The following is a 22,104-nucleotide window of genomic DNA, read 5'->3' on the forward strand; positions in this document are numbered from 1 at the left end:
GACAAATCATAAATATGCTGGTATCCTCTAATCGAATATACCGGCACAAAAGGGATTGTGGCAAAATGATTGCGTATTTGTCACAGCCCTTTTTTGCTGGCTGAAATATAGACATTCTCTATAAGTATATACATGAAGATGGGAGTAAATGGCAGTATTTTGGTACATTTAAACGATAACTGCGGCCTCTTCATGATTGACATCCCTTTATGGTAGATTTAAAATAATAACACTAGCATTATATTTGCCTACGATTCCAATGAGAATCTTTGTTGGTAGCGGCCGCAATTATAATATGGAAAAATGGGATTTTCCTAGTCAATTCTGTAGAGTAAAGGAGAGATTATTATGGCTATTCACTTTTCTGAAGTACTGTCTAAGATGAAAGGCTCCGACCTTGGTCCATTGCTGGCTCTTACCGCTCAGCCGGACATTATTTCCTTTGCCGGCGGTCTCCCAGCTCCGAGAACATTTCCTCTGAAAGAATTGACTGAAGTTGCAGTCAAAGTCAGAGAAGAAGACGGCGCCGGCGCTATGCAGTACGGCCCGTCCCTCGGTTTCATGGGACTTCGCCAGGCTATTGCCGACCGCATGAACCGTATGTATTGTCCGATGGGCATGGATAAAGTCGATCCGAAGAACATCATGATCACCACTGGCTCCCAGCAGGGTCTTGACATCACCGGACGCGTATTCATCGACAAGGACGATGTCGTTCTCATTGAAAGCCCGTCCTACCTGGGCGCTATCGGTGCATTCGCTCTCGAACAGCCGAAATTCGTCGAAGTTCCGACCGATGATCAGGGCATGATCCCGGAAGAACTGGACAAGATTCTCGCAACAACCGACAAAGTCAAATTCATCTACGTCATCCCGAACTACCAGAACCCGACCGGTATCTGCTGGTCCCTGGAACGCCGCCAGAAATTTATGGAAGTCGTTACCAAGTATGAAATCCCGGTATTCGAAGATAACCCGTACGGCGACCTGCGCTTTGAAGGCGAAGAAATCGCTCCGCTCGTTTCCATGGATCCGAAGCACCTCGTCATCTATTCCGGCACCTTCTCCAAGACACTGGCTCCTGGCATGAGACTGGCATGGCTCGTATGCAACGATGAAATCCTTGCAAAGATGGACCTCGTCAAAGGCTCCACCGACCTTTCCACACCATGCGTCACCCAGCGTGAAGTTGCTATGTACATGGAAAACTATGATTTCGAAGGCCATATCAAAGAAAACTGCAAGCTGTACGCTCACCGCCGCGACGTTATGTGCGACGCTATCAAGAAGTACTTCCCGTCCGATGTGAAGTCCACCTATCCGCATGGCGGCCTCTTCCTCTGGGTAGAACTTCCGGAAGGCTGCGACGCACGCGACCTCTTCAAGTATGCCATCGAAAGAAAAGTCGCTTACGTACCAGGTGACTCCTTCTTCCCGGCATCCGGCAAGAGAAACTACTTCCGCCTGAACTTCTCCTACAATGACGACGATGTCATCGAAGACGGCGTAAAGAGACTCGCTGATGCACTCAAAGCTTACCTGGCTGACAAGAAATAATTGATGCAGGCACTAAAAAACTCCATCCGAGGATGGAGTTTTTTGTTTAACGGAATATTATTTCTCGATTTCATAAGGCCAGTCAAGAATGCCGCCAAAGTCATTGACGTGCTTGTAGCCCATGGAAACGAGCTCCCTGGATGCCTTGAGGCTTCTGACGCCTGAGCGGCAGTACACGAGAAGGACAGCGTCCTTGTCCGGAAGGGCTTTTTCAGCAGAAGAGGAAACAGTCCCAAGCGGAAGGAGCATGGCGCCCGGCACATGGCCTCCAGCGTACTCAGAGGGTTCCCTCACGTCGACGATGGTGACATTTCCCTTATCCATCATCTCTTTGGCTTCGGATGCGGAAATTTTCTTGTATGCGCCGTCAGCTTCAGCACTGCAGCCGGTCAGCAGAAGAGCGGCTGAAAAAACGGCGAGACTTAAAATCATGTATTTAATCATAGTGCCTCCTGTCAGGAATTTTTGGTAAATGAAAAGAAATCACGGATTTTTTGCCAGAGGGAGCGGACCGGATTGAGGTGCATCGGCTCTGCAGGTTTTCTTGCATGCTGCGCCTGGCGGACGAGGCTCATGTTCCTGTGCGCCGTCCTTGTGACGATCCTGGGCGGGGGAGTGAATTTCTTCTCCGTCTGCACAGGTTCTTTCTTGATCACGGTGACAGGCCTTTCAGGTGCTTTGATCGTGCGGCGTCTTCCCGATGCTAGGCCGCTCTTGAAAGCGGCATAGCCTTCCTTTTCTTCCTTCTTCTGCGCAGAAACCATGCGCGACTTTGGCGTGGGGGCCGGGGAAGGGGAAGCGGCGTCTTCCGATGTGACTGCCATGCCCGTCCTCATATCGAAATGGGCAAAGCCAGGTTTTGCGCTGAAAGGATTGTCCCCGAAATCATGGGCATGGGAAGGCTCCGGCGCTTTCTTTGGTGGAAGCGGCGCTTCTTTCCTGCCCGCATTCCTTTCAAGCTGGCGGACGACCCTTTCCCGTACTCTTGGGTCGAATGTGGATTCTTCCTCGCTCCAGAAACCGGACTGCTGGATTTTTCTCTTGTCCAGGTCATAGGAGACGCGCGCGCCGCAGCGGGTGCAGCGCACGGATCCCTTTCTTTTCTTTACATCAATATCAAATAATGTCAGCTTCTGCCCGCAGGCGTGACAAATGAGTGTGAATGCCATACATGGACCTCCGTTCCTGTTTAAGTATAATCTAGTTGGAACCTTTGGGCAACGGATAATGAAAAGGGCGAATAATTCTTTTCCCGGAAAAAGGCACAGGAATTGACCTTTCCCTGCGTCATGGGGCTGAGTATGGTATAATATTTGGATATGGAGGGCAATGATGTTTACTTATAAAAGAAGAGTCAAATTCTATGAAACAGACGGCATGAGAGTCGTTCATCATGCCAACTATCTTCGTTATTTTGAAGAAGCGAGAGTCGAGTACCTGCGCGCAGGCGGGATTGACCTGAATGATCTCATGAAAGAGGGAATCGTATTCCCGATTCTTGAAATCAGCGCCAAGTACATCAAATCGGCCGAGTACGATGATGTGCTTCTCATCAAGACGTACCTTCGCCGGGTAGACCGGGCGCGCCTTGACTTCGAGTATGAAGTCGTGCGTGAAAAGACAGGCGAGGTCCTGACGACCGGGAAGAGCACCAATACATACACCAATATGAATACAGGAAGGATCGTCAGACTTCCTGCAGAAAGGCTGGAGAAACTGGTTTCACTCTCGGAAGGAGACAGATAATCATGGACAACAGGGCAGTCGGAGTGATGGATTCAGGCGTGGGCGGTCTTACCGTTGCGCGCGTGCTGGCAGAGAAGTATCCGAAGGAAGGCATCGTCTTTCTGGGGGATACGGCAAGAAATCCCTACGGGGAACGTCCCGTAGAGGAAATCGTGCGTTTTTCGGAAGCAATCAAGGATTTCCTTCTGAAGAAGGACGTGAAGATGATTCTGGTGGCGTGCAATACCATTTCCTTCAACGTGCCGCCATCCTTCCTTGAAGGGGATGTTCCTGTCATCAAGATGAGCATGAACGTCGCGCTGCCCGAAGACGCGAAAAAAATCGCTGTCTTTGCAACGCCGGCTACGATTTCGGCCCATTCGCACAAAAAGTATCTGGCAAAGGCGCATCCGGAAGTGGAAACCGTTGAGATCCCTTGCGAGGGACTGGCGGCTGCCATTGAGAGGAATGAGGATAAAAATTCCATCCGGGCTCTTTTGCAATCCATACTGAAGGAGTATGATACACAAGGGGCGGACACGGCGCTTTTGGCTTGCACGCACTTCCCGCTTGTGAAAGACGTGTTCAAGGAAGTGCTCCCCGGCGTCCGTTTCCTCGATCCGGCGCTTCCGACCGTCGAAGACGGCATGAAGATACTCCGTGAAAAGGGAGCTCTCGCGGATAAAAAAGGGGAAAAGCATTTTTATTTTACGGCGGGAGAAGACCGCGCAGCCGGACTGGTCAATAAGATCTTCGGTATGGAGACAGTGGAAAAAGCAAATCTATTAGGAGTGTGATCAGAGAAATGTTGTTATTAGTTGTAAAGATTCTGGCAGTCATCGTACTGCTCATCTGCCTGGGCTTCATTGCATACTGGGCAGCGGCAGTCATCAAGGGCGACTGTGTGCTGAAAGTGGAAAAGACGAAGAAGACGCCTTTCAAAGTAGTGGACATGGGACCGAGAAGCGTCACCCTTGCCTGCACGATTCCGATCAAGAACGTCGGCCGCCAGCTCGGCACCATCATGGATGCCTTCGTCCGCACGTACCTTCCTTTCGAACAGTATGACGAAGCAAGAATCACTGCCCATCTGACAGACAACGATGTACCGAGAGATGACGATTACTGGCAGGCTTACATCGTCGATCCGGGTAAATCCAAGAAGTTCCTGATCACGCTTGAAATCAAGGGCAAGGGAGACAACATTCTCCGCGACCTTGAAACGTTCCCGGAAATAGCCATGGACATTATTTACCAGGTCGTTGCCAGAAGCGATTATTACTATGCAAAGACACGCATCATTCTCACGAAGGAAGAACTGAGAAATGCACTGTATGAATACACATCAGCGGAGGTGAAATAAGATGGCAGAACTCGAACTCATCCCTGTTCATACCCGCATCCTGACACACCATGATGATATCGTGGATGCCATTAAGGAATACGCAGGCGCTGACATCACAGACCATGATATCGTCTGCACCGCTGAATCTGTCGTAGCAATCACGCAGAACCGCTATGTACGCCCTGAAGAACTGAATGTCTGCTGGCAGGCCCGCCTTATGAACCGCTTTGTTCCGGCAGCCGGCTCCATGGCAAGCATTTACGGCATGCAGGCCGCTATGGATGAAGAAGGGAAATGGAACATGCTCTTCTCCTTCATTCTCGGCGCTGTCGCCAAAGTATTCGGGAAACGCGGCGTATTCTATGCCCGCTGCCGTCAGGCATCCCTGATCGATGATGTCACAGGCACCATGCCTCCTTTCGACAAGTGCCTCGTATACGGCCCGGCCGATACGGACAATGTCTGCGAAAGAATCAAGCAGGAAACAGGCGCATACGGCGCTGTCATTGCAGACGTCAATGACCTCAAGAGAGCAGCCGTCCTTGGCAAGAGCAAGGGCCTCGATCCGAACCAGATCGCACAGATCCTGATCGACAACCCGTTTGGCAATGACAACCAGAAGACACCGATCGTCATCATCAAGAACTTCACTGATGTCATGCATCAGAGCTAAGAAGTAAAAGGAAATTAAAAAAGCTGGCAGAACGCCAGCTTTTTTAGTTGCTCTTAATATCCTTTTTTCTTGTCCATTTCATTCATCAGTTTTTCGCCGCGACTGAAGTTGACGAAGTTCGTCTGAAGAAGCGCTGTCAGCTTGTTCCAGAAATCCGGCACCATGGATGCGGTGTGCGGGGTCATGATGACATTCTTCATTTTCCAGAAGGGATGATCGGCAGGGAGCGGTTCCTTGGAGAATACGTCAAGGCATGCGCCTGCAATGGAACCTTTTTCGAGGGCATCGATGAGCGCATTTTCATCGACAATCGATGCACGGGCGATATTGATGAAGAGAGCTGTCTTCTTCATGGCAGCAAACTGATCAGCGCCGAAGAAGTTTTCCGTGTCCGGTGTGGATGGGAGAGCGGCAATGACGATATCCGCTTTCGGAAGTACATCCATGAGTTCTTCCTGCGTGTAGACGTGATCGGCAAAGAGTTCGGTGGAAAGGTGCTTCTTGACGGCAAGGATCTTCGTTTCGAAGACCTTGGCCCTCTGTGCAATGGCGCGGCCGATGCTGCCAAAGCCGACAATCAGGATGGTTTTTCCAAAGAGAGATTCGCCGCGCGGACGGATCCATTCACCCGCTTCCTGGTTCCTGACAGCTTCAGGAATGCGGCGCATCCAGGAAAGGAGAAGCGCCATCGTATGCTCGGAAACAGAACGGTCATGGACGCCGTGAGAATTGGTGAGGATGATCGGGCGTTCCATCATTTCCTTGGTGAGAAGACGTTCGACACCGTCAGAAAGGGAGTGTACCCAGCGGACTCTGGGAGCTGCTGCAAGGAGCGGTGCAATGTCCTGGAAGCCCCAGAGAGCGATGGCATCTGCATCGGAAACGTGCGGCAGAGCCTCTTTCGGGGATTTGTACGCTTCAACGACAGAGCCTGGCACTGCATTCTGCAGTTCGGCCAGTTTTTCTTCGGAGAGTTTATTAATGACTACGAGTTTCATGATTGACTCCTTTCTGTTGATTGCGCAAATAGATTCATTTCCTTCATTATACCATCATCGGGGAAAAGGGGCTCGCCTTAAAAATGAAAAGGCAGGAAGGAAAATGACGAAAAGGCATCCCTCATTTTGATGTGGTTTCCAATCTGCTATAATAAAAACAATGAACTATAAAGGAGAAATTATGGCAGAAAGAAAAAACAGCACCAGAACGGGAAGGACAAGGCGGCCGGCCAAAAGGCCCGTCAGGAGAAGACGCTCGAAAAAGAGCGGCCATCCGCTTCTCTTCTGGCTGATATTCATGATTGCGGTCGCGGGCGCCGCTTACATGACAGACCGCATGACAAATGAGCCCGGCGGACAGCCCATCCAGAATGTGACGGTCATTCATCATCTTTTCAATGATAAGGAAGAGCAGGGCGTCGTTCCTTCTGAAGATGCGGGTAGTCCGGAAAGCTTGAAGGAAAGAATCAAGGCAGCCGTCAAGAAGATCACGAAGGATAAGGGAAATGACGGTACAGAGACCGAGACGTCGATCACGGGAAGCGTCATGAGCGCAATTACAGGAAAGAAAGCCTCGGAATCAGAGTCGTCTATCAAGAAGGAAAGCGTTTCCAAAGAAACATCTTCGGAGGATATCAGTTCCTCATCTGATTCTTTCTCTAAATCCTCTACATCGTCCAAAACAGTCAAGGCGGAGGCCAAGGCACCTGCGCCAGCGCCTGCAAGGAAGGAACCGTCTCCTTCCACAGTGACGGGACGTCTGGCGGTCGTCATTGATGATGCGGGAAGAGACCTTGCTTCCCAGGAAGTGTATGAATCGATCGGCGTCCCGTTCACGCTGGCTGTCATGCCCAATCAGGTGCATACAAGGGAAGCGGCGGCGTCCTGGGCGGCGCATGGCATGCCCGTCATCCTGCACCAGCCGATGGAATCCGTTTCGGGCTCAGGCATGGAAGCCAAGACGATCCTGACGTCGATGAGCGATTCCGAAATAAGAAGAATGCTTTCAGACTCCCTCTCGCAGGTACCGGAAGCTGTCGGCATCAATAACCATCAGGGCTCGAAGTCAACGACGGACAAGCGCGTCATGGATGATGTCATGAATGAACTCCATCACAGGGGCCTCTTCTTCCTCGACAGCGCGACGAATTCCTATACGGAAGCCGATGGCGCGGCCGCTGAGTACGGCGTGCCCTATGCAAGAAATGACCTCTTCGTGGACAATTCTTCGGATGTTTCCGCCATCAAGGCCATGATCCGGAAAGCCGCTGAAAGGGCGAAGGAACATGGCACCTACATCATCATCGGCCACTGCCGCCCGCACACGGCAGAAGCATTCCGCCAGATGGTCCCGCAGCTTGAAGCAGAAGGCATCAAGTTCATTTATGTATTATCTCTCATGAATTAGGAGGAAGCATGGTAAGAACCATCATCATATCCGGTGGCACGTCGGGAATCGGCCTTGCTGCGGCCAAAATCCTTTCCAGGGAAGGGGCAAGGACCATCCTCCTTGGAAGAGATACGGAACGCGGCAAAAAGGCAGAAGAATCCGTTCCGGGAAGCCTTTACGTTCCCTGCGACGTGACGAAGACGGATGACTGCGAAAAAGCCGTGAAAGCCGCAAGGACGGTTGGAACGGTTACGGGCCTTGTCCTTTCTGCCGGCGTCTATGAAGAGAAACTTCTGGAGAATACGACCGATGAGGATATAGAAAAACTTTTTGCTGTCAATGTATTCGGCGCCATGAAACTTGCACGCGCATCCATTCCTGCCCTTCGGGAAGGGAAAGGTGCTATCGTAGGCGTTGCATCGGATGCGGCGATTGAAGGAAATGTCCAGTGCAGTCTTTACGGCGCGACAAAGGGAGCGCTTGTTTCCTTCATACGATCGCTTGCACTGGAACTTGCGGTCGAAAATATCCGCGCCAACGTTGTCTGCCCGGGCGATGTCGATACGCCCCTTCTTGTAAAACAGCTTGCCTCCTATGGCGGAAGCCGCGAGGAAATGGCAGAATGGTATCCGCTTTCCCGCATTGCAAAGCCTGAAGAAGTCGGGGAAGTCATCGCCTTCCTCCTTTCGGAAAAAGCATCCTTCATGACGGGGACCGTGTTACCCGTAGACGGCGGGCTGACCGACTGGTAACAGCATAGGAAAAAGCGAAGCACCTTTAGAGTGATATAGAAAAATAATATAAGAGGGACCAGGGAAGGAGATATTTCCTCTTTCTTGCGGTCCCTCTTTTAATGTACACTTTTTCTTCGGTGGATTCGGCCTTGGATAGGGATGGGGAAAGCCATTGGTCAGAAAGGGAGAGAGCCGGTCATGAAGAAGGATTCCGCGTCTTTTGTTTGTCAATCGGTCAGAATATTTGTATAATAAAAATATAAAGTTTCATAAAGTTTCTGAAAAAATAAGTGAAATTCACTTGTCATTCACGACCGGCCGCGCCGGGCAAGGAGGAAATTATGAACGAAGATAAGGATTTGGAAAAGACACCGGTTGTTCGTCCGGAAAATGCTCCTGTAGTCAAGAAGGAAGCAGAAGTTCCTATGGAAAAACCGCAGGCAGGAGTGCCAATGGAAAAGGAAGCCGCAGGTGTCCCGATGGAAACCGCTGCCGAAGTCAAAGAAGCTTCGGCTGAAGAAGTCAAAGAAGCTCCGGCAGAAGCTCCGAAGGAAGAACCGGCCGCAGAAGAAGCACCGAAAGCAGAAGAAGCTGCTCCTGAAGCAGAAGAACCTGCTGAAGAAGTTCATGTCGATTCCCCGGAAGCCGATGTCGAAATCAATATCATCGACGACCGCGATGAAACAGCAGACAGTTTGATCCGCTGGGGCGCAGGCAGAGCCGGCGTCATCGTTGCCGCTCCGCTTCTCGGCACAGTCGCTCTTATTGCCAATGAAGTTTACATGATTTCCAAGATCGGCAAAGTATATGGCGTGGAACTCAACCAGACCGCCGTTCTCTCCTTTCTGGGATCGATGGGCGCTACCGTTGTGGGAAGCACGCTTGCCACACTGATTCCGATTGCTGCCATGCAGATTCCGATCGGCGTTTCCGTCACCTACGGCGTAGGCAAGGCAGCGCAGAGATGGATCAAGGACGGCATGCCGGATGATACACGTCCGTACAAGGAAGTCTTTGAAGAAGAAAAGGCAAACGGCGAAAAGGACGAAAAGGAACTCGAAGCCAATCCGAAGAAGGATGAACCGCTCGGCGATGAAAAGAAAGATTTCACCAAGGAACTGAAGAAGAGCTGGAACGACATCTATCCGGAAAGAGCTCACAATACCATCAATCAGCTGGCTGACCAGCTGCAGGACAAGGCAAACATTTTCGGAGACAAGCTCGTCAATGCGCTGAAGAAGGCAGGAGTCACGGACGAACAGATCGAAAACGCCAAGTACACCATCCTCGGTGCTTCCGAAGTCGCTCAGGAAACAGCACAGAAGACGGCAAAGGATTTGCAGGCTATCGCCCGCATCAAGAGCCGTGAATTCAGGAAGGATGCCGCTGAACGTGCCAATGATATGAGAGGCATGGCCAGAGACCAGATGGACGTCCTCCAGAAGAAGACCGATGAAATGAAGTACAGGACAGAAGTCCAGTCCGAACAGATGAAGCTGAGATCTGAAAAGCTGAAAGCCCAGGCACGCGTCCAGATGCAGGAAGCAAAGATCCAGGCTGGAAAGCTGAAGATCCAGGCGTATGACCAGGCACAGGCTGCCCAGGAACGCGCACAGGAAATCACCGATACCACAAAGACAAAGGTACAGGAAGTTTCCGATACCGTGAAGACAAAGACAGCAGAATACAAGGAAGCTGCCCAGCAGGCTGCCGCTCGGACGAAGGAAACATTTCGCCAGACAGCAGAAGACTATAAGGCAAAAATCGAAGAAAGAGCTGCCCAGAAAAGAGCCGAAGCTGAAGCAGCAGGAAAGGAAAATGCTCCCGTTGAAGATGCCGCAAATGCTGAAGGAAAAGCTGAACCAGCTGCTAAACCTTCTGACGAAGCCAAATAAGAAAGAAACAGCCGATCTTTCCGCTCTTCATAAGGAAGAGGAAGGATTTGTCATGAGGAGGCGGATTTCCCCCTGGGCCAGAAGAAGGCACCACGGGAGGAGAACCAACCACCCCTGGGTAAGATAAATAAAAGAGGCTCTTCACGGAAATTTTGGGGATGAATAATTTTTAGGTAAAGAATGGAATCGGATAAGGGTAAAGAAATAATCCATGTTTCGGTACCCATATCCGATTCTTTTTAGTACCTTGATCTTATTATTAAATCCTTCAAACTTCCCCGTATTGATAGGATACAGGGCATGAGCAGCCAGTCCCTTGATTCGCTTCTGCTTTTGCCGGGCAAACTTTACCAGGGCAGGAATCCCGCTCTCCAGTCCAGCCTGAATCCATTTTGTCCATCCGGCGAGAGCTTCTTCATAGTCAGTCAATGTGAACAGACGAGTCATCTCCTGCTTCATGGCATAACAAATCGCCAAATCCCTATGCTCGCTCAGGATATCCAACAGATGAGTTTTCTGCCTTTCATTCAGGTGGTCGTCCTTCTTTAACAGTATCCATCGGGATTTCTTTAATTCGGTATAAAGCTTCCTTTCTTCATGGCTCTTTTCCCTGGCCATCTTCTGGAGCTCTGGATTATTAGTTTCTTTCGTATATTCCTTTAATGTTTCTGCTTCCTGCTTATGCTTTTTGTGCTTCCTCCAGGCGCACGGCTCCCATAACATCACGCCCAAACTGTGCCTTCATATGGTACCGGTCATAAACGATGGGGACCTTCGGACAATATTTCTGGAACAGCCTGTTAAAGGATGCGTTCATATCCATGGCCACCGCTTTTAGCCTGGAAAGAAGCGAAAGGCCAATGCTCTTAAAGAAGTGCTCAAAATCTGACATGGAGCGGCCCAGGCCGGCCCACAAGATGAATCCCGTTTCCAAATCCATAACGCAGGTGGCATAGCGATGGCCCTTATGGATAGCGAACTCATCTACGGCCAAATACCGTGGGCGATAGTTACTTTTCTTCAGGCAGGTTTCAAAGGCAGCCAACGCCTTATCCATGATATGCTTTTGTATTTTCTGTATGGTACTCCAATGTACAGAGAGCATGGCCGAAATGGCAGAAATGGATGTATGACACTTAAGCAGATGGATAATCCACAAGGCCATATCCCAAGTAACGCGTGTGAAAGGGCATTGGCAGGGGATATCTTCCGTTATGGTCTCCCCGCAGGATGTGCAGCGGAATCTGCGCCCCGAGAACTCTATATACTTCTTTTGCTTAGGAAGATCTGGAAAATCCTTGATGAGTACAGAAAAAGCCCCATAACTATACATACGGGAGTGACAGTGCGGACAGGAAAAATCTCTGGCAGTCCGTAGACTGGTAACTCGGGTATGGCAATGAGGATTTGGATGGTTAGTGATATTTTCTGTACGATAATATTGACAATTAAAAGTGATTTCATTATGGTAATAAAAGAGCATTATTCGACCTCCGTGCGTAGTTTTAGGCAACTTACATTTTGGAGTAGATAATGCTCTTTTTCAATGCCAATTTTATATGTTATTATTTTTATCCCACAAAAAAGCGTGAAGAACCTAGCTTTGAAATATAGCGACATCATCCGGGTCAAGAAAAAAGAGTGTCAGGCTATGGTAAAAGGCATGGACATTGTTTATATCTACCATGATAAGATCGATGAAGCCAGCCATACTTCTAACAGTGCTGTTTTCCCGGCCTGCGATGAGGCTATTCAGGAAATCAAAAATATGATGCATATCATTGTTAATGAGATGAATAGCACGAGAGCGTTTATTACAGCGGATCATGGATTTATTTATACCTACAGTCCTTTGAGAGAAGATTCAAAGGTAGATAAGACGTCGTCTGATGCAAAGGATGTAGAAGTCGACCGGAGATACCTGATTACGAAGAAGGGAGCAAAGCCGGATTTCCTGCTGCCTGTTCGCTTTATGGATGGGAAGACAGATTATGAAGCTTTTGCACCCCGTGAGTATGTAAGAATCAAGAAAAAAGGCGGTGGACTGAATTTTGTCCATGGTGGGATCAGCTTACAGGAGATGGTTGTTCCTGTATTGAATTTTGAGTATTTTAGACAGTCAACGCAAAAGTATCTTAATAAGAAAGATGAACTTGACACCAAACCGGTTGAAGTGGATTTAGTGTCATCTAATCGATTGATTAGCAATATAATTTTCAATCTAAATTTCCTTCAAAAGGATCCTGTTGGAGGAAATCGCCAGTCTGCTTCTTACCAGGTCTATTTTGAAGATAGAGAAAAACAAAAGGTTAGTGATATAAATAGAATTATTGCAGATAAGGAAAGTGATGATCCAAAGGAAAGAGCTTTCCGTTGCAAATTCAATTTGAAGAGAAAGAAATACAGCAGACTCAATACGTATTACCTTGTCATTGCTGATGAAAGTGGTCTTCAGCAGCCTGTTAAAGAAGAATTCCATATCAATATTTCGATTCCAACGGATGATATTGATTTCTAAGTGGACGTGTTCAAGGGGGAAAGAGAATGGATGATCTAGAGCTGGATAAAAACGTCCGGGATGAAATCAGAGCCAAGCTGCGCGAATATTTCAATGGTAAAATCGTACGCGAGGATCTGACAAAGAAAATCAAGGAAGGCGCTAATGTTCCTGTGTATGTATTAGAGTACCTGCTCGGGCAATACTGCAATTCTGAAGATGAAGAAATCATTCAAGATGGGGTAGAAACTGTCAAAAAAATACTCGCATCAAATTACGTTCGCCCAGATGAAGCGCAGAAAGTTTTGTCTCTTCTTCGTGAACAGGGAACGCATACGATTATTGATATGGTTTCTGTAGCGCTTAATATTAAAAAAGATCGCTATGAAGCGTCGTTTTCGAACCTGGGATTGACAGGAATTCCGATTGGTGAGGAATTCCCTACAAAGTATGACCGTTTGCTCCGCGGAGGAATCTGGTGCATTGTCCGTCTCGAATATGCATCCGAATATGAGCCTGAGCCGGAATTGCCGGAGTTCATGCATAAGGCGTCTCCCCAAATCCAGACAGGCAGACAAAAACATAAGAAGAGAGAATTTTCTCCGATTACGGTTTGTTCTCTGAAACCAATCCAGATGCCTCATATTGATATGGAACAATTAAGAGAAGGCAGGAAAGCTTTCACGAAGGAAGAATGGATCGATGTACTACTGAGATCTTCTGGGATGGAACCGGATGAATTTACTTATCGTGAGAAGTGGCTTCTTTTGAACCGTATGCTTCCTCTTGTCGAGAATAATTTCAATTTCTGTGAACTGGGACCGAGAAGTACAAGAAAATCGCATCTATACAAGGAAATTTCTCCTAATAGTATTCTTGTCTCTGGCGGGCAGACAACCGTCGCTAATCTTTTCTATAATATGGGACGTCATGCCGTAGGCCTCGTAGGTCTTTGGGACTGTGTGGCATTTGATGAAGTCGCCGGTATCAAATTCAAAGACAATGACGGTGTACAGATTATGAAGGACTATATGGCGTCAGGGTCTTTCGCAAGGGGCAAAGAAGAAATTTCCGCATCTGCTTCTATGGTTTTTGTGGGAAATATTAATCAGAGTGTGGATGTCCTTCTTAAAACATCGAGCCTCTTTGATCCTTTCCCTCCGGAGATGGGAACGGATACGGCATTCCTTGACCGCATTCGCTGTTATAATCCGGGGTGGGAAATTCCAAAATTCCGTCCGGAACATTTTACGGATGATTATGGATTTATCACTGACTACATGGCTGAATTTATGCGCGAGCTGCGTAAGGAAAGTCATGGTGATGCTATTGACCAGTTCTTCAGACTTGGAAAGAATCTGAACCAGAGAGATACGATTGCTGTCCGCAAGATGGTTGATGGATATATCAAACTTTTGTATCCGAATGGAAAATACACGAAGGAAGATGTCGAAGAATGTCTCAGAATGGCACTCGAAATGCGCAGACGAGTTAAGGAGCAGCTTAAGAGACTGGGCGGCATGGAGTTCTATGACGTTAATTTCAGTTATATTGATCAGCAGTCATTTGAGGAGAAATTTGTTTCTGTACCAGAGCAGGGATCTGGAAAGTTAATTCCGGAAGGTCTTTGCAATCCCGGGCAAGTCTATACTGTCTCAAGAGGGCAGACGGGCATGATTGGCGTTTTCCGTTTGGAAACACAAATGATGGGCGGGTCCGGCAAGTTTGACAAGACTGGACTTGGTAATGATAGAGAAGCGAAAGAATCGGTCAATACGGCCTATAATTTCCTGAAAGCAAATGTAAATCAGATTAGCGGAGCAATCAATACAAAACTTTTTGATTTCATCATTGGCTATCAGGATATGCAGGGGATCGGAATGACAAATAAACTTGCACTTCCGACACTCATTGCATTGTGCTCAATTTCTCTTGGAAAACCAACGATCAGTAGTCTTGCGGTGCTTGGAGATATGACTATCAGCGGATCACTTCTCCCTGTCGATGATTTGGCTTCTTCTCTTCAGGTATGTCTGGATTCTGGGGCTAAGAAGGTATTAATCCCAATCATCTCTGCTCAGGAAATTGCTGCTGTTCCCGCAACACTGATGTCTAGTTTTCAATTGATTTTCTACACATCCGCAAAAGATGCTGTCTTCAAGGCACTGGGTGTTGAATAATATCGAAAAGGTCAGCCCTCACCCCGGCTGGCCTTTTTCTTTTGCTATTTCTGCATTCCAGCTTTCCTTGAACTCATTCGGCCGTTATATTATACTTTTAGGAAATGATGAATGGCTCCTTAGGGAGCATTAGGAAAGCGGGGGCTTTTATGAGTGAGAATAAGACGAGTGTCTTTTCGAATGGGCTGCTCTGGTTCGGGGCAGGGATATCGATTGCTGAAATTCTGACGGGCATGCTTCTTGCGCCATTGGGACTGGCGAAGGGGCTTCTGGCTATATTGATCGGTCACGTGATCGGCGGCGCGGTGATGTTTGGCGCAGGGCTGATCGGCGGGCGCACGGGGAAGAGTGCGATGGAAACGGTGGCGATTTCTTTCGGCCATCAGGGAGCCAGGCTCTTTGCCGGGCTGAATGTCATCCAGCTGATCGGCTGGACGGCGGTGATGATTGCGAGCGCTGCCGCGGCTGCGAATACGCTTTCCGGGATGGGGAGTTCTGTATGGAGTGTCATCATCGGCGCTTTCATTGCTCTCTGGATCGTCCTTGGACTCAAGAATCTGGGGAAGGTGAATGTGGTCGTGATTGCGGCTCTCCTTCTTCTGACGCTTGTCCTGAGCGGTGTGATTTTCATGGGAGACCATGTGCCGCAGGCTGTGGGAGACATGACGCTTGGCGCAGCGATAGAGCTCACGGTGGCTATGCCTCTTTCCTGGCTTCCTGTCATTTCCGACTATACCCGCATCGCGGAGAAACCTTTCAAAGCAACGGCAGCGAGCTGCCTGGCTTACTTTGCCGCAAGCTCCTGGATGTTCATCATCGGTATGGGCGCCGCTCTCTATACCGGGCAGGATGATATCGCCCAGATCCTTCTTCAGGCAGGTATGGGCCTTGTCGGAATCCTGATTGTCCTTCTTTCGACTGTCACGACGACATTCCTGGATGCATTCTCTGCCGGCGTTTCCGGAAAGACACTGATTTCCGGACTTTCTGAAAAAGCGCTCGCCCTTATCGCCTGCGCAGGCGGCATCGGCCTTGCTGTCATGATGGACTCGAGCAGTTTCGAGGAATTCCTGTACTTCATCGGATCCGTCTTCGCTCCGATGACAGCCATCCTTCTTTCGGATTACTTCATCCTGAAGCAGGACCACAGCGAAGAAAGCGTAGACTGGCTGAACCTCGCCCTCTGGCTGGCAGGCTTCATCCTCTACCGCCAGCTCCTCGACGTCCAGACACCGCTGGGAATCACATTCCCCGTCATCGTCCTCGTCATGCTGGCCAGCGCCCTCGTTCATAAAGCCGTAGGCGCAAGATGCGTACAGTCGAGATAATGAAATCATAGAAAAAGAAACCCCGGGTCAGGGAAATGATTTTCCTGACTCGGGGTTTTGTAATGGGTAAAGCTCGTTATGCGGAACCCTTTCTTTCAGTAGTTTCTGCTGACACTATTTTTCTTTCTTCTCTTTGTCTGCTGTCTGGCTGCCGGCTACGGTTTTGGCGAAGGAGGCGAGGGTGTCGAGAAGATTTTCGGCGGCGTTTTTCTTGTCTTTGTTTGATTTCTTGATGGTGACTTTCTTTCGGCCATCTTTGGCTGTGGTCATGACGCCCGGGGTCTTGATGCCGCCCGGTGCGGATTCTCCTCCGACGGTGGGTCTCTGGTCGTCTTTCATGTAGTCTGGCTCTACGTCATCGGCCGTGGCTGCGGGGATGATGGCGGGCTTTCCATTGACATTTGCTTCAGTCGGAAGGGAATAGAGGGCGTCCTTGACGGGCGCGGGGCTCTCCTTTTCCTTTGCCATTTTCGCTTCATGCTCTTTCATTGCAGCGAGGACAAGGTTGTCGACGGGTTCGGGCTCTGCTTTGGCAGGGAGTACGTCGATGGTGATGACAGTGCTTTCGCCTTTATCGGACGTGCTTGTGGAAATGGAGGAAACAGCGACGTCTGCATTTTCACTGTTTTCATTGTTTTCTTCTTCCTGAGGTGCTGGTTCCTGTGTTTCCTCAGCCGTATTTTCCGAAGGTTCCTGTGTATCGGATGGAGTGATGGAGACGGTGACGGGCGGATTTTCCTGCTGAGTTCTTGCGGCCGCGTCGGGGCGTCCGTAGGCGTCTACGCCGTCTTCGGCAAAGGCAGTTCCCATGGCGGGAAGGATCGTGAGAGCAAGCGCAGTCAGGAGGGCTGCGGCAAGTCGTTTATGGTTCATGGATGAGTATCCTTCTTTCATTAGTGTTTGCTTATTATTATATACTGGTGAGCAAATTTCCTCCTGTTATCCGCGTGATTTTGCCTGATAGTATTTCTGCATAAGACGCAGGAGCACGCAGGTAGTATACTGAATTCATGATTTTAATAATGAATCAGGAGGGATAGATATGAAAGGGAAACAATGGATTCTGGCGGCCATGGCTGCCGCCGCTCTTGTCATGCCGCTGTCTTCTTATGCGGCTGCTGCACCGCAGGCAAGTCCTGCTGCCGTCACGCAGAAGGCGCAAGTGCCGGCTCCGGCGTATGCGGATTCGACGCTGCAGGCGACAAGGTACGGCCTTCTTCAGGGCGCGCAGGAAGGCGATGATTTCGTCTGGCGCGGTGTGCCTTACGGCCAGGCAGAGCGCTGGAAAACTCCGGAAAATCCTTCTTCCTGGACGGGCGTGCGCGATGCGCTGAAGACAGGCCCGATGGGAACGCAGGAAACGGCCAAGGGCGTGAAGGGCGTAGAAAGCTGCCTCAATCTCGATATTTTCCGTCCGGCTACGAAGGAACAGAATCTTCCGGTTCTTTACTTCATTCACGGCGGCAATAACCAGAATGGCGCTGCCGATCAGGTGAACCTCTCGCAGTTTGCCAAGAGAGCGAACGTCGTTGCCGTCAGCATCAATTACCGCCTGGGGGCTCTCGGCTACAATCCGCTCCCGGCTGTCCATCATGGCACGAAGGTGGAGAGCTCAGGAAATTACGGTTTCCTGGATGCCCTGCAGGGCCTTGACTGGGTCAAGGAAAACATCGCAAACTTCGGCGGCAATCCGGACAATATCACTGTCTCGGGCTTCTCCTCTGGCGGCCGCGATGTGATGGCGCTCCTCATTTCACCGGAAGCAAAGGGGAAATTCCAGAAAGCCATTTCCTTCAGCGGCGGCATGACGACCTCCGACCCGTCCTGGGCCATCGGCATCTATGCCAAAGCCTTCGCTCCGCTCGTCGTCGCTGACGGCGTGAAGCCAAATAAAAAAGAAGCCATCGCATGGCTGAAGAAGGATACACCGGAAGTCGCCAAATACCTGAACGGCCTTCAGGCAGAACGCATTGCGACGGCCTTTGGCCACGCAGGCATCCGCATGGCAGCCTTCCCGCACCTCTTCACTGACGGCACCGTCCTTCCGAAAGACGGATTCAAGACGAAGAAATGGAATGAAGTGCCGCTCATCATGACGACCGGTACAGATGAATTCTCCCTCTACACGAGAATAAATCCTTACTTCGCACCATCCGTCAAGGACAAGACCGTCTTCACCGATGAAAAGAAATATGCAGAATTCACTTTCTCCAAGAAGTACGGCAGTGAAATGTACCGCCTCTTCAACGCAGAAGCTTCTGCTGAGCAGATGCTCGACCGCTACAAAGCGCCAATCTATACCATGACGATTGCTTACGGAAATAATCCTGAACTCGTAGGCCCGGAAACCGCCTTCCTCTCCGGCTCCGTCCATGGCATCTGGATCCCGTTCGTCACCGGCTATGCGACATCCACAACCGCATCCTATCCGAAAGGCTCCCTCGACAACCCGGGCGCCCTCGATCTCACAAGAAAAGTCCAGCAGTACATCGGAAACTTCATGTGGGACGGCAACCCGAATGGCCAGGGACTCCCGACCTGGAACCAGTGGACTAGCACCAAGACCGGCCCATCCAACCTCGTCGTCAATGCCGATGGAGAAAAAGCAAACATCCAGATGACAGACACCCGGTCTTCCTATGACGAAGTCTTCAAGGAAATGGAGGCCGACAAGACTGTCGATAAGAAAGACAAGGAGGCTATCATTCACAACGTCCTCAACGGCCGCTGGTGGAGCAAGCCCCTTGATCAGCATTTCGGGACAAAGACGAAGTAAAGATAAAAAAATAAGAGTAAGCAAAAGGGGATGTGACAAAATTCATCCCAACAAAAAGGGCTCTGCCCCGGATCATTTGGTCCGGGGCAGAGCCTTTCGTGTTATAATTTTTTTGCAATGAAAAATAACAACACTAGCAATCATTTTACCGCAGAACAAGGCATTTTGCCAATGTTTCCCTCTGAGATTCTCAATGTCGATGATCCTGTTTTAATGTATGACAGATTTATGGAGGAAATCGATCTTAAAAAGTACCTTCGTTACATACCGACGCGTGGCGCTGGCAGACCCAGGTATAATCCCGTCAACATGCTGAAAACGATCATCTATGGTTTCGCAGAAGAAGGATATTGCTCTTTTAGAAAACTTGAAGATAATTGCAGGGTTAACATCAGATATATGTACCTGATGAATTATGAAGCCCCATCCTATCGGACATTCTGTCATTTCGTGAAGGGCTTTCTTAAGTATTTTCTCAAGGATATCTTTTATTCAATTACGAAAGAACTCTGCGGCAAACTCAACGTGGATTTGCAGCATATATATATTGACGGTTCCAAGTTTGAAGCGAACGCAAATAAATACAGCTGGGTATGGAAGAAATCCGCTGAAAAATCCCGCTACAAGCTTTTTGCCAAGATTACCAGCCTTTTTGAGTTACTCAATGATGATCTTAAGTATGACCATATGAGTGTAAACATCAATACAGAATACGCTCCGGACTATCTGCGTCTGGTATTGGATAAATTAAAAGAAATCTGGCAGATTGATGAGACGGCCTTTGTTCATGGAAGCGGGCATCGCAAGTCCGATCATCAACGCAAGTATGAGCAGCTTAAGGCATATACATCAAAACTTGAAGAATATGTTGAGAAGATACAGATATGCGGTACTTCCAGAAACAGTTACTCGAAGACCGATACGGATGCAACATTCATGCGAATCAAGTCGGACTACATGGGAAATGATCAGCTTCTGCCTGCATACAATGTCCAAATAGGTGTTGCCGATGAATTTATTGCCGTAATTGATGTTAACCAGTATCGTTCAGATATGGATTGCTTCGTACCGCTGATGGAGGAATTCCACGAAGTCTATGGGGCTTATCCTAAGTATCCTGTGGCAGATGCAGGATATGGATCTTTCAACAATTACATCTATTGCGAGCAGCACGGTATGGAAAAGTATATGAAATTCCCCATGTACAAGAAAGAAACGAAAGACAAGAAATACCATACCAATCCGTTTCGGCCAATAAACTTTAGAGTTGATGAGAATGGAACCATCCGTTGTCCAAATGACAGGGCTTTCAAATTTATCTATAGACATCTGGTCAGAGGGAACTTATACGGCAGGCAGGAGGAAGTATTTGAATGCGAAGACTGCCAAGGATGCCCGCTGGCAGAGCAATGTAAAAAGACCCCGAAGAACAAAAGAATCTCATTGAGCAGAGAACGGAATAACATGTACCAGGAGGTTCAGGATAATCTGGAAAGCATCCATGGAGCCCTGCTAAGAATGAACCGGTCAATCCAGGCTGAAGGAACTTTTGGAATCATGAAACATGACAGATGGTACAAAAGAATCGTCAGAAAAGGGATAGATTCTGTAAAAGCCGAGTTATACCTGGTAGCACTTGGCTATAATTTAAGGAAATACATCACAAAAATAATGCGTATAAGGATTGCCGCCTAAGACAATATAATTAAAAGTCTTATGGGGGTAAGGGGGCTTACGCGCATTTTTACGTAAAAGGCTTACAGCAGAGCTAAAAATGATGAAATAAAGACGCAAAAAAGAGGCTGCAACAAAATGATTGACCATTTTGTCACAGCCCCTTTTGTTGCGGAAATCCTTTCTGCGAAATGTATAACCGAACTTCGTTCGTGGAGATGAACCCCTTTCGGCGCATTCGCGCCACTTTCCCCTAACGGGGACAGCTTATTCGGCTGCTGTTATCGTATTCTCATCCCACTTTCTTTATGACTCTGGCTGGATTCCCTACGGCTATGGTGTGGTCGGGGACATCTTTGGTGACTATGGCTCCGCTTCCTATGACTGCGCCTTCGCCTATGGTGACGCCTGGCATGATAATGGCTTTGGCTCCGATCCAGGCTTTCTTTTTGATGCGGACGGGTTTGCACTTGATGATCCAGGTGTTTTCGAAGTCGTGGTTGACGGTGAGGATGGAGGCATCGGGGCCTATCATGACTCCGTCTTCTATGGTGACACCGCCGGTGCTCATGACGGTGAGGCCATGGTTGATGAAGCAGCCTTCTCCTATTTCCATCTGGCAGGCGAAGTCGAGCTGGAAGGGCGGCAGGATGGTGGAGGAGGCGGAGAGTATTCCCTGAAAGAGTTCATCGAGGCTCTGGCGCACGATGGGATCGAAGGGAGGGACGGAGTTTGCTTTCCAGCAGAGGTTCATGGTCCTCTCTACTTCATTCCATGCGGTCCCTTTATAGTCTTCATCGGTTTGCATATCGATGGCTTCGCCGTTTCTAAGTCTTGTGAAGATATCTTTTTTCATGCTTTCATTTCTCTTTTTTCTACGATGACGAAGTACTGGTCGCGGATGGATATTTTCCATGTGCCTTCTTCTTTGACGAGGGTGTCGACGTAGCGGATGTAGTTGTCGGTGATGTATGTCTTTCCATTTTCTTCTGTGATGAGGGCGGCGCGGCAGTAGTGGGTATCGGTCGCGGTGCTTCCTTCTATTTCAATGACCTGCTGCCCGTTCATGTGGTGGGAGGCTTTGACGGTTTTGGTGAAACCTTCGAACTGGTTTCTCATTTCTTCGGAGCCGTGGATGTCCATGGCAAGGATGCCTCCCATGTGGACCATGATGTGGGCGTCCTTGGTGAAGAGTGCCTGCTGAGCGGGGACGTCGCATTCCAGGTTCGAAAAACGGTCGATGACTTCGCGGATGGCTTCTTTTTCTTCTAAGATTTCAAGTGACATATGAATCGCTCCTTTTGACTGATGAAATACTTTGATTGGTTTCAT

General features: G+C 49.0%; 22 protein-coding genes. 14 read left to right on the forward strand and 8 right to left on the reverse strand.

What is annotated here, in order from left to right:
- The first annotated feature begins 348 nt into the window (after positions 1-348).
- Positions 349-1,557 (forward strand): aminotransferase-like domain-containing protein, encoded by a 1,209-nt coding sequence (locus Dia5BBH33_RS01580; protein ID WP_108850026.1) that lies wholly within the window; start codon positions 349-351, stop codon positions 1,555-1,557.
- 57 nt (positions 1,558-1,614) lie between these two features.
- Here Dia5BBH33_RS01580 and Dia5BBH33_RS01585 read toward each other — a convergent pair whose 3' ends face one another.
- Together Dia5BBH33_RS01585 and Dia5BBH33_RS01590 are read right to left on the reverse strand one after the other, a co-directional pair.
- Positions 1,615-2,001, reverse strand: a complete 387-nt coding sequence (locus tag Dia5BBH33_RS01585) for a rhodanese-like domain-containing protein (protein WP_022381511.1) — start codon at positions 1,999-2,001, stop codon at positions 1,615-1,617.
- Between the two features lie 11 nt (positions 2,002-2,012).
- Positions 2,013-2,726 (reverse strand): Rpo12/RPC10 RNA polymerase subunit family protein, encoded by a 714-nt coding sequence (locus Dia5BBH33_RS01590; protein WP_108850025.1) that lies wholly within the window; start codon positions 2,724-2,726, stop codon positions 2,013-2,015.
- Positions 2,727-2,889: 163 nt separating this feature from the next.
- Here Dia5BBH33_RS01590 and Dia5BBH33_RS01595 point away from each other — a divergent pair, with 163 nt between their 5' ends.
- From Dia5BBH33_RS01595 to Dia5BBH33_RS01610, 4 genes are read left to right on the forward strand one after another with little or no spacing between them, the layout of a single operon-like run.
- Positions 2,890-3,303: an acyl-CoA thioesterase gene (locus Dia5BBH33_RS01595; RefSeq protein ID WP_022381509.1), complete on the forward strand. Its 414-nt coding sequence runs from the start codon at positions 2,890-2,892 to the stop codon at positions 3,301-3,303.
- Between the two features lie 2 nt (positions 3,304-3,305).
- Positions 3,306-4,079, forward strand: coding sequence for a glutamate racemase (locus Dia5BBH33_RS01600; RefSeq protein WP_143332223.1), 774 nt, complete (start codon positions 3,306-3,308; stop codon positions 4,077-4,079).
- Between the two features lie 8 nt (positions 4,080-4,087).
- Positions 4,088-4,645 (forward strand): hypothetical protein, encoded by a 558-nt coding sequence (locus Dia5BBH33_RS01605; RefSeq protein WP_108850024.1) that lies wholly within the window; start codon positions 4,088-4,090, stop codon positions 4,643-4,645.
- A 1-nt stretch (position 4,646) separates the two neighbouring features.
- Entirely contained in the window at positions 4,647-5,300 is a 654-nt protein-coding gene (locus Dia5BBH33_RS01610; RefSeq protein WP_022381506.1) for a coenzyme F420-0:L-glutamate ligase, read from the forward strand.
- 53 nt (positions 5,301-5,353) lie between these two features.
- Here the strand turns inward: Dia5BBH33_RS01610 and Dia5BBH33_RS01615 are convergent, their stop codons facing one another.
- Positions 5,354-6,298 (reverse strand): D-2-hydroxyacid dehydrogenase, encoded by a 945-nt coding sequence (locus Dia5BBH33_RS01615; RefSeq protein WP_022381505.1) that lies wholly within the window; start codon positions 6,296-6,298, stop codon positions 5,354-5,356.
- 181 nt (positions 6,299-6,479) lie between these two features.
- Between Dia5BBH33_RS01615 and Dia5BBH33_RS01620 the strand changes: the two genes are divergently transcribed.
- The 4 genes from Dia5BBH33_RS01620 (at position 6,480) to Dia5BBH33_RS11000 (ending at position 10,444) form a co-directional block, all read left to right on the forward strand.
- Positions 6,480-7,706 carry a divergent polysaccharide deacetylase family protein gene (locus Dia5BBH33_RS01620; RefSeq protein ID WP_162501740.1) on the forward strand — a complete coding sequence of 409 codons (1,227 nt, stop codon included), beginning with the start codon at positions 6,480-6,482 and terminating at the stop codon, positions 7,704-7,706.
- Positions 7,707-7,714: 8 nt separating this feature from the next.
- On the forward strand, positions 7,715-8,440 hold the full coding sequence (locus tag Dia5BBH33_RS01625) for an SDR family NAD(P)-dependent oxidoreductase (protein ID WP_022381503.1): 726 nt from the start codon (positions 7,715-7,717) through the stop codon (positions 8,438-8,440).
- Positions 8,441-8,763: 323 nt separating this feature from the next.
- Positions 8,764-10,317 (forward strand): hypothetical protein, encoded by a 1,554-nt coding sequence (locus Dia5BBH33_RS01630; RefSeq protein WP_179951948.1) that lies wholly within the window; start codon positions 8,764-8,766, stop codon positions 10,315-10,317.
- A complete protein-coding gene (locus Dia5BBH33_RS11000) occupies positions 10,265-10,444 on the forward strand; it encodes a hypothetical protein (RefSeq protein WP_162501741.1) in 180 nt (59 codons plus the stop codon). Before Dia5BBH33_RS01630 ends, Dia5BBH33_RS11000 begins: the two co-directional genes overlap by 53 nt.
- 14 nt (positions 10,445-10,458) lie before the next feature.
- Here the strand turns inward: Dia5BBH33_RS11000 and Dia5BBH33_RS01635 are convergent, their stop codons facing one another.
- Together Dia5BBH33_RS01635 and Dia5BBH33_RS01640 are read right to left on the reverse strand one after the other, a co-directional pair.
- Positions 10,459-11,040, reverse strand: a complete 582-nt coding sequence (locus Dia5BBH33_RS01635; RefSeq protein WP_232518109.1) for a transposase — start codon at positions 11,038-11,040, stop codon at positions 10,459-10,461.
- Positions 10,997-11,650: a transposase gene (locus Dia5BBH33_RS01640; protein ID WP_162501742.1), complete on the reverse strand. Its 654-nt coding sequence runs from the start codon at positions 11,648-11,650 to the stop codon at positions 10,997-10,999. Before Dia5BBH33_RS01640 ends, Dia5BBH33_RS01635 begins: the two co-directional genes overlap by 44 nt.
- A 213-nt stretch (positions 11,651-11,863) precedes the next feature.
- Here Dia5BBH33_RS01640 and Dia5BBH33_RS01645 point away from each other — a divergent pair, with 213 nt between their 5' ends.
- From Dia5BBH33_RS01645 to cytX, 3 genes are all read left to right on the forward strand, one after another.
- Entirely contained in the window at positions 11,864-12,835 is a 972-nt protein-coding gene (locus tag Dia5BBH33_RS01645) for a PglZ domain-containing protein (RefSeq protein ID WP_143332227.1), read from the forward strand.
- A gap of 26 nt (positions 12,836-12,861) precedes the next feature.
- Entirely contained in the window at positions 12,862-14,994 is a 2,133-nt protein-coding gene (gene brxL / locus Dia5BBH33_RS01650; RefSeq protein WP_143332228.1) for a protease Lon-related BREX system protein BrxL, read from the forward strand.
- Between the two features lie 149 nt (positions 14,995-15,143).
- Positions 15,144-16,322: a putative hydroxymethylpyrimidine transporter CytX gene (gene cytX / locus Dia5BBH33_RS01655; RefSeq protein WP_022382268.1), complete on the forward strand. Its 1,179-nt coding sequence runs from the start codon at positions 15,144-15,146 to the stop codon at positions 16,320-16,322.
- A 114-nt stretch (positions 16,323-16,436) separates the two neighbouring features.
- On the opposite strand, the gene Dia5BBH33_RS01660 is transcribed toward cytX, so the two are convergent.
- Complete coding sequence (locus tag Dia5BBH33_RS01660) at positions 16,437-17,195, reverse strand: hypothetical protein (RefSeq protein WP_143332229.1); 759 nt, start codon at positions 17,193-17,195, stop codon at positions 16,437-16,439.
- Between the two features lie 169 nt (positions 17,196-17,364).
- Here Dia5BBH33_RS01660 and Dia5BBH33_RS01665 point away from each other — a divergent pair, with 169 nt between their 5' ends.
- On the forward strand, positions 17,365-19,098 hold the full coding sequence (locus Dia5BBH33_RS01665; protein ID WP_143332230.1) for a carboxylesterase family protein: 1,734 nt from the start codon (positions 17,365-17,367) through the stop codon (positions 19,096-19,098).
- Between the two features lie 117 nt (positions 19,099-19,215).
- Positions 19,216-20,793, forward strand: a complete 1,578-nt coding sequence (locus Dia5BBH33_RS01670) for an IS1182 family transposase (RefSeq protein ID WP_143332231.1) — start codon at positions 19,216-19,218, stop codon at positions 20,791-20,793.
- Positions 20,794-21,064: 271 nt separating this feature from the next.
- Here the strand turns inward: Dia5BBH33_RS01670 and Dia5BBH33_RS11445 are convergent, their stop codons facing one another.
- Together Dia5BBH33_RS11445 and Dia5BBH33_RS01680 are read right to left on the reverse strand one after the other, a co-directional pair.
- A complete protein-coding gene (locus tag Dia5BBH33_RS11445) occupies positions 21,065-21,628 on the reverse strand; it encodes a DapH/DapD/GlmU-related protein (RefSeq protein ID WP_157952031.1) in 564 nt (187 codons plus the stop codon).
- Entirely contained in the window at positions 21,625-22,059 is a 435-nt protein-coding gene (locus Dia5BBH33_RS01680; protein WP_143332233.1) for a nuclear transport factor 2 family protein, read from the reverse strand. The genes Dia5BBH33_RS11445 and Dia5BBH33_RS01680 overlap by 4 nt, the downstream gene beginning before the upstream one ends.
- Between the last annotated feature and the right edge of the window lie 45 nt (positions 22,060-22,104).

The sequence above is a fragment of the Dialister hominis genome, assembly GCF_007164725.1.
GTDB classification, from domain to species: Bacteria; Bacillota; Negativicutes; order Veillonellales; family Dialisteraceae; genus Dialister; species Dialister hominis.

What these genes read in the sequence shown, in the direction of transcription:
- Dia5BBH33_RS01670 (WP_143332231.1), top strand. Translation starts at nt 19,216, where the DNA reads ATGAAAAATAACAACACTAGCAATCATTTTACCGCAGAACAAGGCATT.
- Dia5BBH33_RS01660 (WP_143332229.1), bottom strand. Translation starts at nt 17,195, where the DNA reads ATGAACCATAAACGACTTGCCGCAGCCCTCCTGACTGCGCTTGCTCTC.
- brxL (WP_143332228.1), top strand. Translation starts at nt 12,862, where the DNA reads ATGGATGATCTAGAGCTGGATAAAAACGTCCGGGATGAAATCAGAGCC.
- Dia5BBH33_RS01600 (WP_143332223.1), top strand. Translation starts at nt 3,306, where the DNA reads ATGGACAACAGGGCAGTCGGAGTGATGGATTCAGGCGTGGGCGGTCTT.
- Dia5BBH33_RS01605 (WP_108850024.1), top strand. Translation starts at nt 4,088, where the DNA reads ATGTTGTTATTAGTTGTAAAGATTCTGGCAGTCATCGTACTGCTCATC.
- Dia5BBH33_RS01640 (WP_162501742.1), bottom strand. Translation starts at nt 11,650, where the DNA reads ATGTATAGTTATGGGGCTTTTTCTGTACTCATCAAGGATTTTCCAGAT.
- Dia5BBH33_RS01620 (WP_162501740.1), top strand. Translation starts at nt 6,480, where the DNA reads ATGGCAGAAAGAAAAAACAGCACCAGAACGGGAAGGACAAGGCGGCCG.
- Dia5BBH33_RS01625 (WP_022381503.1), top strand. Translation starts at nt 7,715, where the DNA reads ATGGTAAGAACCATCATCATATCCGGTGGCACGTCGGGAATCGGCCTT.
- Dia5BBH33_RS01585 (WP_022381511.1), bottom strand. Translation starts at nt 2,001, where the DNA reads ATGATTAAATACATGATTTTAAGTCTCGCCGTTTTTTCAGCCGCTCTT.
- cytX (WP_022382268.1), top strand. Translation starts at nt 15,144, where the DNA reads ATGAGTGAGAATAAGACGAGTGTCTTTTCGAATGGGCTGCTCTGGTTC.
- Dia5BBH33_RS01635 (WP_232518109.1), bottom strand. Translation starts at nt 11,040, where the DNA reads ATGTTATGGGAGCCGTGCGCCTGGAGGAAGCACAAAAAGCATAAGCAG.
- Dia5BBH33_RS01595 (WP_022381509.1), top strand. Translation starts at nt 2,890, where the DNA reads ATGTTTACTTATAAAAGAAGAGTCAAATTCTATGAAACAGACGGCATG.
- Dia5BBH33_RS01615 (WP_022381505.1), bottom strand. Translation starts at nt 6,298, where the DNA reads ATGAAACTCGTAGTCATTAATAAACTCTCCGAAGAAAAACTGGCCGAA.
- Dia5BBH33_RS01680 (WP_143332233.1), bottom strand. Translation starts at nt 22,059, where the DNA reads ATGTCACTTGAAATCTTAGAAGAAAAAGAAGCCATCCGCGAAGTCATC.
- Dia5BBH33_RS01590 (WP_108850025.1), bottom strand. Translation starts at nt 2,726, where the DNA reads ATGGCATTCACACTCATTTGTCACGCCTGCGGGCAGAAGCTGACATTA.
- Dia5BBH33_RS01580 (WP_108850026.1), top strand. Translation starts at nt 349, where the DNA reads ATGGCTATTCACTTTTCTGAAGTACTGTCTAAGATGAAAGGCTCCGAC.
- Dia5BBH33_RS01665 (WP_143332230.1), top strand. Translation starts at nt 17,365, where the DNA reads ATGAAAGGGAAACAATGGATTCTGGCGGCCATGGCTGCCGCCGCTCTT.
- Dia5BBH33_RS11445 (WP_157952031.1), bottom strand. Translation starts at nt 21,628, where the DNA reads ATGAAAAAAGATATCTTCACAAGACTTAGAAACGGCGAAGCCATCGAT.
- Dia5BBH33_RS01630 (WP_179951948.1), top strand. Translation starts at nt 8,764, where the DNA reads ATGAACGAAGATAAGGATTTGGAAAAGACACCGGTTGTTCGTCCGGAA.
- Dia5BBH33_RS01645 (WP_143332227.1), top strand. Translation starts at nt 11,864, where the DNA reads ATGCCAATTTTATATGTTATTATTTTTATCCCACAAAAAAGCGTGAAG.
- Dia5BBH33_RS01610 (WP_022381506.1), top strand. Translation starts at nt 4,647, where the DNA reads ATGGCAGAACTCGAACTCATCCCTGTTCATACCCGCATCCTGACACAC.
- Dia5BBH33_RS11000 (WP_162501741.1), top strand. Translation starts at nt 10,265, where the DNA reads ATGCTGAAGGAAAAGCTGAACCAGCTGCTAAACCTTCTGACGAAGCCA.